This window comes from Pseudonocardia sp. EC080619-01 (assembly GCF_001420995.1).
Taxonomy (GTDB): Bacteria; Actinomycetota; Actinomycetes; order Mycobacteriales; family Pseudonocardiaceae; genus Pseudonocardia.
The window spans coordinates 6,017,366-6,032,231 of record NZ_CP012184.1 but is presented as its reverse complement, the minus strand read 5'-3'; the positions used below and the strand labels follow the sequence as shown (position 1 = coordinate 6,032,231).

Here is a 14,866-nt window from a genome sequence, read left to right as displayed (position 1 = left end):
CGGAGCCGGGACGAGTGGAGGTGGGCGGTGGCCGCGGCACCGGAGGAGGGCGTGCGGCAGCGCGACGCCGAGCGGACCCGCGCCGAGATCCTCGACGAGGCGACCGCGGAGTTCGCGCGGGCCGGCCTGGCCGGTGCCCGGGTCGACGTGATCGCCGCCCGGACCCGCACCACCAAGCGGATGCTCTACTACTACTTCGGCTCGAAGCAGGGCCTCTACCTGGCGGTCCTCGAGCGGGCCTACGTCGGGATCCGGGCGCTGGAGCGGGGTCTCGAGGTGGACGACCTGCCGCCGGCGAAGGCCGTGCGCGCGGTCGCCGAGCTGACCTTCGACCACCACGAGGCGCACCCGGACTTCATCCGCCTCGTCGCGATCGAGAACATCCACCACGCCGAGCACCTGCGGACCTCCCCGGTGCTCTCCGGGCTGGCCGACCCCGCCGTCGACGTGCTCGGCGGCATCCTCGAGCGGGGCCGGTCGGTCGGGCTGTTCCGTGACGACGTCGACGCGCTCGACGTGCACGTCCTGGTCAGCTCGTTCTGCGTGTTCCGGGTGGCGAACCGGCACACCTTCTCCGCGATCTTCGGCCGGGACCTGCTGGAACCCGGGCGGCGCGAGCACTACCGGCGGATGGTGGGCGACGTCGTCGTCGCGTACCTGACCGCGAACGTCGGCCGGGACTGAACGGGCCGGGCCCCGGGGCTTGACACGCCACCGCCGGACAACTCACTATCCGGTACGTAACCAGACGGTACATAAGCGCGGCCTGCCGCCTGCGCCACCGTGCCTGCTACGTGCCTGCAACGACGCACACGCCGGGAGAGACCCGTGAGCCCCAGTCCGTCCGACCCCACCCTGGCGCCGACCGCCCAGCCGAGGCGGGCCGCGCTCGCCGCCTGGACCGGCAGCGCCCTCGAGTACTACGACTTCTTCATCTACGGCACGGCCGCGGCGCTGGTGTTCAACAAGGTGTTCTTCCCGGAGACCAGCGCGGTCGCCGGCACCCTGCTGTCACTGGCCACCTTCGGCGTCGCCTACGTCGCCCGCCCGCTCGGCGCGGTGCTGTTCGGCCACATCGGTGACCGGCTCGGCCGCAAGAAGGTGCTGGTCGCGACGCTGCTGATGATGGGCATCGCCACGCTGGCGATCGGCCTGCTGCCCTCGTACGGGCAGATCGGGGCGCTCGCGCCGGTCCTGCTCGTCGTCTGCCGGCTGCTGCAGGGCCTGTCCGCGGGCGGTGAGCAGGCCGGCGCGAACTCGATGACGCTGGAGCACTCGCCGCAGGACCGGCGGGCGTTCTTCACCAGCTTCACCCTGTCCGGCACCCAGGGCGGCCAGATCCTGGCCACCGCGGTGTTCCTGCCGGTCGCGCTCCTGCCCGAGGAGGCCCTGCTGAGCTGGGGCTGGCGGGTGCCGTTCTGGGCGAGCGTGCTCGTGCTGGTCGCCGGTGTCCTGATCCGGCGCACGCTGCACGAGACGCCGGTGTTCGAGCGGGAGGTCCGGGAGGGCGCGGGCACCACCGCGGACGGGGCCCCGGCACCGTCGGCGAAGGACCAGCTGCCGATCGCCGCGCTGCTGCGCGGGCACTGGCCGAACCTGCTGCGGGTGTCGCTGGCCGCGACCGTCGCGTCGGTCAGCACGCTCATGACGGTGTTCGCGCTGTCGTTCGCCGTGAACACCGTCGGCCTGGAGCGCTCCACGATGCTGTGGGTGGTCGTCGCCGCCAACATCGTCGCGCTGGCCGCGATCCCGCTGTTCGCCACGCTCGCCGACCGGATCGGCCGCCGCCCGGTGTTCATCGGCGGCGCGCTGGGCAGCGCGGTGATGCTGGCCGCGTACCTGTGGGCCGTCTCGACCGGCGACCTGGTGCTCGTCTTCGTCACCGGCATCCTGCTCTCCGGTGTGGTCTACAGCGCCGCGAACGGTGTCTGGCCCGCCTTCTACGGCGAGATGTTCCCGGCGAAGGTGCGGCTCACCGGCACCGCGGTGGGCACCCAGATCGGCTTCGCGCTCGGCGGGTTCGCCCCGACCATCGCCACCGCACTGGCCGGTGACTCGGGTTCGGGCTGGGTGCCCGTCGCCGTCTTCGGCGGGGTGATCTGCCTGCTGGCCGCGGGTGCGGCCTGGTCGGCCCGGGAGACCGCGCAGCTGAGCCTGACCGAGATCGAGGCGGCCCAGGGCGGCGAGCGGGAGCCCGCCCGCCTCTGACGGTGCCGGCCCGGTGGCCGTTGTGTCAGGCCGGGCCGCCGTCCCCGGGACCGGGGGCGGCGGCCACCAGCAGCCGGACGACGTCGTCGGCGGCGGCGCGGTCGGTCCGCCACACCGCCTCGGTGCCGATCCGGACGTCGGCCCCGAGGACCGGCAGCACGTGCACCGGCTCCCCGACGAACGCCTTGTGCGTGGCCCCCGACCCGAGCCCGACCAGCGTGAACGCCTGCCCCGCCGCGACGACGTGGGTCAGGTCCCCGGGGTTGTGCGTGTCCAGCTCGATCCGGCCGTGCACCCCGTGCCGGGCCAGCAGCTCACCGGTCGCCCGGTAGACCGAGGGTGCCGCGTCGTAGCGGATCGAGACGTAGGGCAGATCGGTCAGCTCGTCGAGCCGGATCCCGGTGCGGTCGTCGAACCCCAGCCCGTGCCCGACGGCGACGCCCGCGGGCCGGCTGTCCACCCGCCGCTGCGCGAGCTGCGGGTCGTCGTCGTAGCGGCCGTGCACGAACGCCAGGTCGAGGTCGCCGCGGCCCACCGACCGCGCCAGCTCCGCGCTCGCGCCGGGCCGGATCCGCACGGCCAGCTCGGGATGGGCGGCCCGGACCCGCTCCAGGAAGCCGTCGCGGACCGCCGCGGACACGTCCGGTGCGATCCCGACCGCGGCGACCGGATGGCCGTCGGCGGCCGCGAGCTCGCCGGGGAGCGACTCCACCCGTCGCACGATCTCCCGCGCGCGGGGCAGCAGGGCCCTCCCCGCAGCGGTCAGCGCCATGCCGCGCGAGGACCGGACGAACAGCGGCGTGCCGAGATCCCGCTCCAGGTCCCGGATCCGCCGCGACAGCGGTGACGCGGCCAGGTGCAGCCGCGCCGCGGCCCGCGTCAGGTTCAGCTCGTCGGCGACGGCGAGGAAGTAGTGCAGGTGGAACAGCTCCACCCGCATGACCCTAGGGGTCACGCCGTCGTGTGCGCATCGGTCGTGGTCACGGGCACGCCGCACCCCTAGCGTGACCGGTATGGCCACACGATCACTGCGGATCGGCAACGTCTCGGGCTACCTGGGCGACCGGTTCACCGCCGTCGACGAGGCGATGGCGGGCGACCCCGTCGACGTCCTCATGGGCGACTACCTCGCCGAGATCACCCTCGCCGCTCTCGCCGCGGCGGCCGGGCGGGGGAAGCCGGGCTACGTCGCCTACGCCCTCGACCAGCTCACCCCGCACCTCGGCGAGATCGCCCGGCGCGGCATCCGGGTCGTCACCAACGCGGGCGGGTTCGACCCGGCCGGGATGGCCGCCGAGCTGCGGCGCCGGATCGCCGACGCCGGCCTGGACCTGCGGGTCGCGCACGTCGCCGGTGACGGGGTGTTCGACCGGCTGGCCGACTTCCACGCCGACGGCCACGGCATGGAGCACCTCGACACCGGCGCCCCGCTCAAGGACTGGGGGTTCGAGCCGATCACCGCCAACGCCTACCTCGGCGGGTTCGGCATCGCCGGCGCGCTGGCCGCGGGCGCCGACGTCGTCGTCACCGGGCGGGTCACCGACGCCTCGCTGACCGCGGGCCCGGCCGCCTGGTGGCACGGCTGGACCCCCGACGACCACGACGCGCTGGCCGGCGCCGTCACCGCCGGGCACGTGATCGAGTGCGGCGCGCACGCCACCGGCGGCAACTTCTCCGGCTTCCGCGCCGTGCCGGGCATGGTGAAGCCGGGCTTCCCGATCGCCGAGATCGCCGCCGACGGCTCCTCGGTGATCACCAAGCACGCCGCCGACGGCGGCACCGTCACCGTCGACACCGTCACCGCGCAGCTGCTCTACGAGATCCAGGGTCCGCGTTACCTGAACCCGGACGTCACCGTGCACCTGGACACGGTCCGCCTCACCCAGGAGGCGCCCGACCGGGTCGCGATCGGCCCCGTGACGGGGTCACCGCCGCCGCCCACGGCGAAGGTCGCGGTGTTCGCCCCGATCGGCTACGAGATCTCCACGATGCTGTTCTGCACCGCCCCCGACGTCGAGGGGAAGGTCGAGCTGCTGCGGGCCCAGCTCCGCGCCCAGCTCGAGGGGCACGTCGACCGGCTCGACGTCACCCCGCTCGGCGTCGCCGCGGTGGACCCACCGGACCAGTGGGCGGCGACCGTCCCGATCCGGGTGATGGCCACGGCCCGGCACAAGGAGCCGCTGCGGCGCTTCGCCCCGGCCGTCGGGTCGCTGTACCTGCAGGGTTTCCCCGGCTTCCACCACGACGGCCACGCCCCGCGCGCGTCGGAGCCGTGGCCGCGGATCGAGTACTGGCCCGCGCTGCTGGAGTCGGCGCTGCTCGACCACCACGCCGTCGGGGAGGACGGGGTGCGGATCGAGGTGCCGCGCTCGTCGCGCACCGCCACCCCGGACGAGCTGGCCCAGCCGGTGCACCCGGAACCGGACCTCCCGGCGCCCGCCGGTGACCCGGTGGAGCTCGGCGCCTTCACCCACGCCCGGGCCGGGGACAAGGGCGGCAACGCCAACGTCGGCGTCTGGGCGCCGGACCCCGCGCACTGGGAGTGGCTGCGCGCCACGCTGACCACCGCGACGGCGGCGGAGCTGCTGCCCGAGGCGCGGGGCGAGATCGTCCGGCACGAGTTCCCGCACCTGCGTGCGGTGCACCTGGTGTTCACCGGGCTGCTGGGGTCCGGCGGATCGGCGAACATGCGGGTGGACCAGATCGGGAAGTCCGTGGGTGAGTACCTGCGGTCCAGGCACGTGGGAGGGCCCCGGTGAGCATCGCGGAGCGGATCGGGAAGAACGTCGCCACACCGGCCACCGGGGACGCGTTCGACCCGGGGGCCGCGCTGGACGAGCTGCTCGGCTGTGTCGGGCTCTCCGCCGCCGACGCCGGTGGCCGGGTCCGCTTCCTCGGCGCCGACCCGGTCGTGCCCAGCGCGCTGCGGCTCGGCGGCGGCGCCGCGGTCGCGCTCGCCGCGAAGTCGGTCGGGATGGCGGCGGTGCACCGCGACCGCGGCGGCGAGGGCCAGGAGGTGACCGCCGACCTGCGCAGCGCCCCGCACCGGCTGTGCCCGTTCTACGACCGTCGCTGGGAGCTGGTGAACGGCTTCCCGGCGGCCAACGCGGCGTCCACCTCGCAGGCGCTCGGGTTCTCCTTCCACCGCACCCGGGACGGCCGCTGGGTGATGCCGCTGAACCCGTACCCCGCGCTGCGCTATGCGGGGGAGCGGTTCCTCGGCGTCCCCGAGACGCCCGAGGCGGTCGCCGCCGCGATCGCCCGGTGGGACGCCACCGACCTGGAGGACGCGGCGGGCGAGGCGGGCATCGTCATGCCGGTGGCCCGGACCCCCGGCGAGTGGCTGGCCACCGCGCAGCACGCCGCGCTGGAGGGCACGCCCCCGATCACGCTGCGCCGGATCGGCGACGCGCCGCCGGAACCGTTCCCGGAGCGGGGACGGCCGGACCTCCCGCTCGACGGGCTGCGCGCGCTCGGCATGGGCCACGTGATCGCCGGGGCCGGCACCGGGCGGGCGCTGGCCCTGCACGGCGCGGACGTGCTGAACGTGTGGCGGCCGGGGGAGTACGAACCCGACACCACCTACGTGAGCGCGAACGTCGGCGTCCGGTCGGCGACCGTGGACCCCCGCGCGGAGGACGGGAACGCACTGCTGCGCGGGCTCCTCGGTGGGGCCGATGTCTTCTACGCCAACCGCCGGCCCGGGTTCCTCGGCTCGGTCGGGCTGTCGGCCGAGGAGGCCGCCGCGGTCCGGCCGGGCATCGTGCACGCCACGAACACGCTGCACGGCCCGGTGGGGCCGTGGGCCGACCGGATCGGGTTCGACCAGACCGCCGGGACGCTCGTCGGGATGATGACGCTGGAGGGCGGCTCCACCGACGACGGCTTCGTGCCGCCCCGGCTGTCCCCGATCCTGGTGGTCAACGACTACGTCGTGTCCTGGCTGACCGCCGCCGGGATCACCGCGGCCCTGCGCCGGCGCGGCGTCGAGGGCGGCTCCTGGGCCGTCGAGGTCTCGCTGGTGCGGGCCGCGCTGTGGATGCTGGAACTGGGCGTGGTCGACCTGGGCTACGCCCGGGCGGTCGCCGGTACCGGCGCCGACCACGCCTACCTCGACCCGGAGACCTTCACCGCCGACACCCCGCTCGGCCTCTACCGGGGCGTCACCGACCAGGTGCGGATGTCGGCGACCCCGGGGGAGTACCGGACGGTGCTGGTGCCCCGCGGGTCGGGCCGCCCGGAGTGGCTGCCGCGCTGACCTGTCGCCCCGGAGTGGCTGCCGCGCTGACCGGGCGCCCCGGGTGTGCTCAGCCGCGTCCGGGGCCGTCCGGCGGTCCCGCCGGGGGCCGCCCGGGCCCGTCGGGGGTGATCCGCGGGAGCGGGCGCGTGACATCGGCGTCGGAGTCGGCGGGCGGGACCGGGGCGAGGCGCCGGGTCTCGCTCTCCGCCCCCGCACCGGGCGCCGGGTCCGGCTCGCCGACGCGTGCGGCCGCGGGCTCGAGCCGCCGCTCCAGGAACATGATCCCGACGACGAGCGCGGCGCCGAGCAGCGCCGGGACCAGCATCGCGTACCAGCCGGGGTCGGGTGCGAGCAGGCCCCGGGCGTCGTCCTGCCAGGGCCACAGCGCCCGCAGCGCGCCCAGCAGCACCCCGGTCATGACCACCATGAGGGTCCGGCGGTGGTGTTCCAGTAGCCACTGCAGCAGTGACACGAACGAGGCGAGGCCGAGCACCGCGCCGAGCCCGAACACGGCGATGTAGGCGATGTCGAGGTCGCGCACCGCGCGCAGCGTCGGCTCGTAGAGGCCGAACACCAGCAGCAGGAACGACCCGGAGAAGCCCGGCAGCACCAGCGCGCAGATCGCCACCGCGGCGGCGAGCGCGATCAACGGGTACGGCGGCCGTCCGTCGCCGGCCGCCGGGGGCAGCCCGCTGACCAGGAACGTCACGACGAACCCGGTGACGACGAGTGCCCACTCCCGGACGCCGCGCAGCATGCCGGTGATCCGCAGCGGGACGGCGACCGAGGCCGCGACCATCCCGAGGAACACCGCGCGGGACCCGACCGGGTGGGCCTCGATCAGGCCGGGCAGCACCTGCGAGGCCAGCACCACGGCGAGCACCATGCCGGCCGCGACCGGGAGGAGCAGACCCCAGTCGAGCCGCCGGAGCTCGGTGCCGGCCCGAGCCGCGCGACCCTGCCCGCCGGTGCCGGGGCGGACGACGGCGCGCGCCGCGCCGACGAGGTGCCCGGCCTGCGTGATCAGCCGCTCGTAGATCCCGACGACCAGCGCCATGGTCCCGCCGCTGACGCCCGGGATGGTCTCGACGACGCCGATGGCCGCTCCGCGAGCGAGATTCATTCCGGACATACGCGACAACACGTAGACGAATCGTACGGATCGACCCGTCCGGTGCGTCGTGCGGGGCAACCCGTTGCACGGTGGAACGTCAAGAGGGGTGTACGGACCATGACGATCGGGGGACTGACATGGACGACAGGAGTGACGGACGGGGCCGGAGCGGTGCCGTGGGCCGGCGTGCGGGCTGGACGGCGGCGGTGGTCGCCTGCGGCGCGCTCCTCGCCGGGTGCGGGGCGGGCTCGGGCCGGCCGGGCGCGGCGGGGCCGGCCCGGGGGCAGGACGAGGCCGCGGTGGCCACGCCGGCCGCCGCGGAGCTGCCGGAGGAGCCGGTCGCGGGCGGCTCCGACGTGCCCGGCGGGGCCGATCCCGCAGGGGGCCGGTCGCCGAGGGCGCCGAGCGCTGCCACACCTCGGAGCTGGGAGGCTCGCTGGTCGCCGATCCCGCGGGCGGCGCGGCCGGGTCGACCTACGCGACCCTCGTGCTGCGCAACGACGGCGGCCGGACGTGCGTCGTGCGCGGGTTCCCCGGCCTGTCCTACGTGGGCGGTGACGACGGGGCCCAGGTGGGTCCGGCCGCCGCGATGCAGGGCGGGCACGGCGATCCGGTGCAGCTCGCGCCCGGAGCGTCGGCGGGTGCGCGGGTGCGGATGGTGAACGCGCACAACTTCGACCCGGCCGACTGCGCCCCGGTCCCGACCCGTGGTTTCCGGGTCTACCCGCCGGGGGAGACGGACTCGCTGTTCGTCGCCCAGGACGGGACCGGCTGCTCCGGGCGGCCCCCCGGCGACCAGCTGACCGTGGAGGCCTTCGGGCCGCAGTGATCCGGTTCGGTCGCGGCGCGGCGGGTACCTACCCTGGAACGCCCGCCGCGACCGTCCGGAGAGGATCTGCATGACCCGCCCGCACCGTTCCCGACCCGGCTCCCGATCCGGGGGCCCGCGCCGTACCGGCCCTGCGCCACGGGGGATCCAGGGCGACGGCCACGAGCTCGCCTCGCGGCTGCACGGTCTCGACGGTGCGAGCTACGGCGCCTACAAGGGCCTGGCCGGTCGCTGGAGCATGGACGGGTTCGAGCTGGAGATCCGCAAGGTCCAGTCCGACCCGTTCGCGCCGCCGTCGCGGCTGCGGGTGACCGTGCCGGCCACGACGGCCAACCTGCCCGGCGATCTCCACCGCACCCCGGAGCGTGCCCGCGCGCTCGGCGGCTTCCTGCTGCGGGCGCTGCGCAGCGCGCTGCGCGGCACCCCGGTGACCGTCGACGCCGGCGGGCAGGAGGTCCTCGACCGCAGCGCGATCCGGATCGGCCGCGCCGGGACCGGCGACGGTGACGGGGCCGGGGACGGGGACGGATCGGTGACCGTCGAGCTCGGCGCGCCGTTCCCCGGGCACGGCCGCCGGATCGCCGGGCACGCGGCGGCCCGCACCCTGGCCGGGGACCTGCCCGACGCCGTGCACCAGGCGCTGACCTGGGCGAACGCCGACCGTGACGCGGCCGTGGAGTTCGTCGAGACCGTCGAGGACTCCTGCGCCCTGCGCGCCGCGCTGCCCGGCGCCGGTCTCGTCGCGTTCGTCGCCGACGACGCCGTGCTGCCGCGGGCGTCCGGGGTGGACGACCGCCCGCTGCGCGACGGCGTGCCCTTCGCCTCCCCGGAAAGTCTGCGCGTCACCCTCGACGTGCCGAACCGCGGTGCGGTGCCGGGCATGGGGGTCCCCACCGGCGTCACGCTGATCGTCGGGGGCGGCTACCACGGGAAGTCGACCCTGCTGCGGGCGCTGGAGACCGGGGTGTACGACCACGTCCCCGGCGACGGCCGGGAGCTCGTCGTCGCCCGGCGGGACGCGGTGTCGGTCCGGGCCGAGGACGAGCGCTCCGTGCAGCGGGTCGACGTGCGTGCGTTCGTGTCGGGCCTGCCGTCGGGGAAGCCGACTGCGGACTTCTCCACCGAGTCGGCGTCCGGCTCGACGTCGCAGGCCGCGTCGACGATGGAGGCGCTGGAGTCCGGTGCGGACGTCCTGCTCATCGACGAGGACACCTCTGCGACGAACGTCATGATCCGCGACGCCCGGATGCGGGAGCTGATCGAGGCCGAGCCGCTGGTGCCGTTCGTGGACCGGGTCCGGCCGCTGCACCGCGGCGACGGTGTGTCGACGGTGCTGGTCATGGGCGGGTCCGGCGACTACCTGGACCGCGCCGACACGGTGGTCCTGCTGCAGGACTACCGGGTCTCCGACATCACCGCCCGGGCCCGCGACGTGGCGGGTCTGGCCCCCGAGGGCAGCGACCCGGAGTTCCCCGGCTTCGGCGCGCGGGCCTTCGACCCGCGCAGTGTCGATCCCGAGGTGCGCGGGCGCCGCAAGATCACCGCCCGCGGGCGCGGGCGGCTGACCTTCGGCGGCGACGACATCGACCTCTCGGCCGTCTCCCAGCTGGCCGACCCGTCGCAGACCACCGGCGTCGGGCTGGCGCTGGCCCACCTGGACCTCGACGGCGTCACCCTGGCCGAGGCGCTGGACCGGCTGGAGGCCGACCTGGGACGCGGTGGGGCGGCGGCGATCGCGCACGGCTCGCTGTCCGACTTCGCGGTGCCCCGCCGGCACGAGGTCGCGGCCGCGGTGAACCGGCTGCGGGCGGCACGTGTCACGGGTCACCGCACAAACGGTCAGCACTGACTGTTAATGTCCCTCGGGACCGTGCACCGCCGCACCGCAACCCGGAGGACCCCATGACCGATCTGCAGGGCCGCACCATCATGATGTCGGGAGGCAGCCGCGGCATCGGGCTCGCCATCCTCACCGCCGCCGCGCGGCGCGGGGCGAACGCGGTGATCCTCGCCAAGACCGACCGGCCGGACCCGCGGCTGCCCGGCACCGTGCACACGGCCGTCGCCGAGATCGAGCAGGCCGGCGGCCGGGCGGTCGCGGTGGTCGGTGACGTCCGGGTGGAGGAGGACGTGGAGCGCGCCGTGCAGGCCGCGGTCGACACCTTCGGCGGCGTCGACGTCGTCGTGAACAACGCGAGCGCGCTCAACACCCAGGGCACCGAGGACGTCACCCCCAAGCGCTACGACCTCATGCAGTCGATCAACTCGCGCGGGACGTACCTGCTGACCAGGGCCGCGCTGCCGCAGCTGCGGAAGTCCGGTGACGCGCAGGTGCTCACCCTGTCCCCGCCGATCAACCTGGACCCGAGGTGGCTGGGCGAGTTCCCGCCCTACATGCTGTCGAAGTACGGGATGTCGCTGCTGACGCTGGGCTGGGCGCACGAGTTCGCCGCCGACGGCATCCGCGCGAACTGCCTGTGGCCGCGCACCACGATCGCCACCGCGGCGGTCGTCAACCTGCTGGGCGGCGACGAGGCCGGGAACCGGGCCCGCAGCCCCGAGATCATGGCCGACGCGGCCGTCGCCCTGCTCACCGACGACGCGCGGCCGACCGGCCGGACCTTCGTCGACGACGAGGTGCTCGCCGCGCACGGCGTCTCCGACCTGTCCCGCTACGGCGGGGGCGACGAGCCGGACCTCGACTTCTTCGTCGAGCGGGCCTGATCGGGCGGGCCGTGACCGGTTGACCCGTCCGGGTGATCACGGGAACCGCCCGGGCCGGGCGGGCGACCACCACGACGGCGCGGGCATCCGCCCGCGACCGCCGATGCGAGGAAGAGGAGCGCCGCGTGCGTCACATCGCCACCTTCTGCGGCAGCTGCAACTGCGGCTGCCCCGAGCTCTACGTCGACGAGGCGGCCGCGCCGGACAAGCGGATCGTGATCACCGACGACTTCGGGCAGCGGGTGCAGATGAGCGTCGACCAGTTCTCCGACCTGGTCGCCTCGGCCCGTGACGGCGTCCTGGACGAGCTCGTCGGGAGCGCGACCGGGTGATCACGGCATCGGAAGGGATCCGGCCGGATGTGGCCGGATCCCTTCCCGATCCGTGATCAGGGGTCGAGCAGGGTCCCTGCCACGTCGATCAGGCGGTCGCGGAGCGGGGCGGCGCGGCCGGCGAAGGCGGACTGGGCGCGTGCGTAGTCGGCGCGGCCCTCGGGTGTCTCGATCCGCACGGGGGAGAACCCGTGGTCCGCCAGGTCGTACGGGCTCGCCCGCATGTCGAGCTCACGGACGTCCGCGGCCAGCTCGAAACAGTCCGCCACCAGCTCCGACGGCACCGCGGGGGCCAGCTTGTACGCCCACTTGTAGAGATCCATCGTGGCGTGCAGGCAGCCCGGCTGCTCCAGCTCGACCTGGGTCTCCCGGGTCGGGGTGAGGGTGTTGCGGGGCGCCGCGGGACCGGTGAAGAACCGGTACGCGTCGTAGTGGGTGCAGCCGATCCGCATCGACTCGACGACGTCGTCGGTCCCCTCCGGGCCCAGCCGCAGCGGCACCGTGGCGCCGTGCCGGGGCCGGTCGGTCCGGTAGACCATCGCCCACTCGTGCAGGCCGAAGCAGCCCAGGCGTGGCGGCCGGGAGCGGGTCGCGGTGAGCAGCCGGTGCACGAACCCGGCCGTGGTCCGCAGCCGCTCCGGCGCGGCCGCGGGATCGAACGCGACCCCGCCGCCGGGGACCCGGACGTAGCCGGGCCGGTCCAGGAACTCCCCGCCGTCGGCCAGGACGACGCCGGCACCCGGGTCCCAGCGCTCCAGCAGCGCGGGCCGGTGCGAGTAGTAGGTGAACAGGAAGTCCCACACCGGGTGCGGCTCGCGACGCCGACGGCGCTCGCGGTGCGGCGTCGTCCAGGCCGACACCCGGTCGCGGTGCGCCTGAGCGCGGGCCCGCCAGGAGCCGGCGTCGAGCTGCGCGCCGGTCCCGCGTCCGGCGGGGGCGCCCGTGCCGTGGCGGGCGGCGTCGGTGGTCACGCCTGCGACGGTACGTCCCGCGCGGCGACCGGCACGGCCCCGGGCCGCGCCCGGCTCAGGCCGGTGCGCCGGGGGTGTGCGTCGCGTCCCGCACGGTCCCGACGAACGCCTCCGTCACGTCCTCCATGGTCACGACGCCGACGGTGTCGCCGCGCGCGTCCACGGCCCGCGCCAGGTGCGCCCGCGCCGTCCGCAGGGACGCGAGCGCCTCGTCGAGGCGGGCCGTGACCGGCACCGACGGCAGGCTGCGGACGCGCTGCGGCGGCACCGCGGCCGAGCCCGTGTCGGCGAGGTCCAGGACGTCCTTGACGTGCAGGTATCCGGTCAGCCCGCCGCGGGCACCGCGGATCGGGAACCGGGAGAACCCGGTGCGCTCGACCGCCGCGGTGAGCGCGTCGACGGTCGGGGAGCTGTCCAGGCACACCAGGTCGTCCACCGCGACGACGACGTCGGCGACGGTCGCCTCCGCCGAGGACAGCGTGCGGGCGATCCGGGACGACTCCTCGTCGTCGAGCAGGCCCTCGCGGCGCGAGTCGTCCATCATCTCGGACAGCTCGCCGGGGGTGAAGGCCGTCTCCAGCTCGTCCTTCGGGGTCACGCCGAGCAGCCGCAGGGTCCCGTTCGCCATGTGGTTGAACAGGTCGATGAAGGGCCGCGCGATCGAGGTCCACACCAGGAACGGCGGGACCAGCATGATCGCCGCGCGTTCCGGCCCGGCGATCGAGATGTTCTTCGGCACCATCTCGCCGAGCAACATGTGCGCGACGACGACCACCATCAGCGACACCACGAAGGCGATCGGGTACGCCAGCGCCTGCGGGACGCCGACGGCGCCCAGCGGGCCGTCGATCAGGTGCGCCACGGCGGGCTCGCCGAGGCGCCCCAGCAGCAGCGAGGCGATCGTGATGCCCAGCTGGGAGGCGGCGAGCATCCGCGACAGGTCGTGCGAGGCGTCGAGCACCGTGCGGGCCCCGGTGGAGCCGTTCTCGGCCATCGCCTCCAGGCGGTCCTTGCGGGCCGAGATCAGCGCGAACTCGGCGGCGACGAAGAACGCGTTCGCGCCGAGCAGCGCGACCGCCGCGACCAGGGCCAGCACGTCTCCCGAGCTCATGCGGGCACCCCCTGCTCCACCGTCCGGGACAGCCGGACCTCCGCCACCCGGTTGCGGTCCCGGCGCAGCACCGTCAGCCCCCAGCCGTCGACGACGAGGTCGTCGCCCACGTCGGGGATCCGGCCCAGCTCGGCCATCACCAGTCCGGCCAGGGTCTCGTACTCGCCGCGCGGCATCCGGAACCCGGTCGCCTCGTCCACCTCGTCGGACCGCATCAGCCCGGACAGCGCCCACACGCCGTCACCGAGCCGCCGTACCCGGTTCTGCTCGTCCCGGTCGTGCTCGTCGCGGACGTCGCCGACGATCTCCTCGAGCAGGTCCTCCATGGTCACCAGACCCGCCGTGCCGCCGTACTCGTCGACGACGACGGCGGTCTGCAGCCCGGCCGCCCGGAGCCGGGTCATCAGCTCGTCGCCGTCCAGCGACGACGGCACCGTCACCACCGGCCGCGCCAGCTCGCGGACCGGGGTGCCCGCGCGCTCCCCGGCCGGGACGCCGAACGCCTGCTTGACGTGCACCAGCCCGAGCGGTGTGTCCGGGTCGCCGTCGATCACCGGGAACCGGGAGAACCCGGAGCGCCGGGCCAGCGCGACGAGGTCGGCCACCGTGTCGGTCGCGTCGATCGTCTCCACCCGCACCCGCGGCGTCATCAGGTCCTCGGCGACCCGGTCGGTGAACCGCAGCGACCGGTCCAGCAGCGCCGCGGTGCCGGCGTCGATGCTGCCGCTCTCGGCGCTGGCCCGCACCAGGGAGCTCAGCTCGCCGGGAGAGCGGGCCGAGCGGAGCTCCTCGGCCGGCTCGACGCCCAGCCGTCGCACGATCGCGTTCGCGGCCCCGTTGAGGCCGGTGATCAGCCAGCGGAAGGTCCACGCGAACCCCGCCTGCAGCCACACGACGGCCCGGGCGACGCCCAGCGGGTTCGCGATCGCGAGGTTCTTCGGCACCAGCTCGCCGAACACCATCGACAGCGCGGTCGCGACGACCAGCGAGAGGACCGTCGCGACGCCCGACGCCCAGGACGTGGGCAGCCCGGTCAGCTCCAGCGGCGGGCGGAGGAGCTCGGCGATCGCGGGCTCGGCGATGTAGCCGGTGGCGAGCGTGGTGACGGTGATGCCGAGCTGGCAGCCCGAGAGCTGGAAGGACAGCGTCCCGTGGGCGCGCTGCACGGACCGCGTCCGCCGGTCACCGCTCGCGGCGACGGCGGCGTCGATCCGGCTGCGCTCGAGTGCCGTGAGGGAGAACTCCGAGGCGACCGAGACCGCGGTGCCCAGGGTCAGGGCGGCCACCGCGACGAGGCCCAGCAGGGAGAGCAGGACGGTCACCGGTGTGTGCTCCTG

The 14,866-nt window shown here is 75.1% G+C and carries 13 protein-coding genes; 8 read left to right on the top strand and 5 right to left on the bottom strand.

From position 1 onward, the window contains the following. The first annotated feature begins 27 nt into the window (after positions 1–27). Complete coding sequence (locus AD017_RS27760; protein ID WP_060576090.1) at positions 28–684, top strand: TetR family transcriptional regulator; 657 nt, start codon at positions 28–30, stop codon at positions 682–684. 144 nt (positions 685–828) lie between these two features. Beyond that, positions 829–2,208, top strand: coding sequence for an MFS transporter (locus AD017_RS27755; protein ID WP_060576089.1), 1,380 nt, complete (start codon positions 829–831; stop codon positions 2,206–2,208). A 25-nt stretch (positions 2,209–2,233) separates the two neighbouring features. On the opposite strand, the gene AD017_RS27750 is transcribed toward AD017_RS27755, so the two are convergent. Then, positions 2,234–3,142 (bottom strand): LysR family transcriptional regulator, encoded by a 909-nt coding sequence (locus AD017_RS27750; protein ID WP_193408774.1) that lies wholly within the window; start codon positions 3,140–3,142, stop codon positions 2,234–2,236. Positions 3,143–3,221: 79 nt separating this feature from the next. Here AD017_RS27750 and AD017_RS27745 point away from each other — a divergent pair, with 79 nt between their 5' ends. Further along, complete coding sequence (locus AD017_RS27745; RefSeq protein WP_060576087.1) at positions 3,222–4,967, top strand: acyclic terpene utilization AtuA family protein; 1,746 nt, start codon at positions 3,222–3,224, stop codon at positions 4,965–4,967. Next, complete coding sequence (locus tag AD017_RS27740; RefSeq protein ID WP_060576086.1) at positions 4,964–6,466, top strand: CoA transferase; 1,503 nt, start codon at positions 4,964–4,966, stop codon at positions 6,464–6,466. Before AD017_RS27745 ends, AD017_RS27740 begins: the two co-directional genes overlap by 4 nt. 49 nt (positions 6,467–6,515) lie before the next feature. Here the strand turns inward: AD017_RS27740 and AD017_RS27735 are convergent, their stop codons facing one another. Then, on the bottom strand, positions 6,516–7,571 hold the full coding sequence (locus tag AD017_RS27735) for a DUF368 domain-containing protein (RefSeq protein ID WP_227012615.1): 1,056 nt from the start codon (positions 7,569–7,571) through the stop codon (positions 6,516–6,518). Positions 7,572–7,797: 226 nt separating this feature from the next. Between AD017_RS27735 and AD017_RS27730 the strand changes: the two genes are divergently transcribed. From AD017_RS27730 to AD017_RS27715, 4 genes are all read left to right on the top strand, one after another. Further along, complete coding sequence (locus tag AD017_RS27730) at positions 7,798–8,391, top strand: DUF4232 domain-containing protein (RefSeq protein WP_060576085.1); 594 nt, start codon at positions 7,798–7,800, stop codon at positions 8,389–8,391. 70 nt (positions 8,392–8,461) lie between these two features. Continuing rightward, the gene (locus AD017_RS27725; protein WP_060576084.1) at positions 8,462–10,240 is read left to right on the top strand and encodes an ABC-ATPase domain-containing protein; all 1,779 of its coding nucleotides are present in this window, start codon (positions 8,462–8,464) and stop codon (positions 10,238–10,240) included. A 53-nt stretch (positions 10,241–10,293) separates the two neighbouring features. Beyond that, positions 10,294–11,115 (top strand): NAD(P)-dependent oxidoreductase, encoded by an 822-nt coding sequence (locus AD017_RS27720; protein WP_060576083.1) that lies wholly within the window; start codon positions 10,294–10,296, stop codon positions 11,113–11,115. Positions 11,116–11,240: 125 nt separating this feature from the next. After that, positions 11,241–11,447, top strand: coding sequence for a hypothetical protein (locus AD017_RS27715; RefSeq protein WP_010232679.1), 207 nt, complete (start codon positions 11,241–11,243; stop codon positions 11,445–11,447). Positions 11,448–11,503: 56 nt separating this feature from the next. Here the strand turns inward: AD017_RS27715 and AD017_RS27710 are convergent, their stop codons facing one another. The 3 genes from AD017_RS27710 to AD017_RS27700 all read right to left on the bottom strand — a co-directional run bounded on the left by AD017_RS27710 (position 11,504) and on the right by AD017_RS27700 (position 14,851). Next, positions 11,504–12,307, bottom strand: a complete 804-nt coding sequence (locus tag AD017_RS27710) for a hypothetical protein (RefSeq protein WP_060576657.1) — start codon at positions 12,305–12,307, stop codon at positions 11,504–11,506. A 166-nt stretch (positions 12,308–12,473) separates the two neighbouring features. After that, the gene (locus AD017_RS27705) at positions 12,474–13,529 is read right to left on the bottom strand and encodes a hemolysin family protein (RefSeq protein WP_060576082.1); all 1,056 of its coding nucleotides are present in this window, start codon (positions 13,527–13,529) and stop codon (positions 12,474–12,476) included. Beyond that, positions 13,526–14,851 (bottom strand): hemolysin family protein, encoded by a 1,326-nt coding sequence (locus AD017_RS27700; protein WP_060576081.1) that lies wholly within the window; start codon positions 14,849–14,851, stop codon positions 13,526–13,528. Before AD017_RS27700 ends, AD017_RS27705 begins: the two co-directional genes overlap by 4 nt. Between the last annotated feature and the right edge of the window lie 15 nt (positions 14,852–14,866).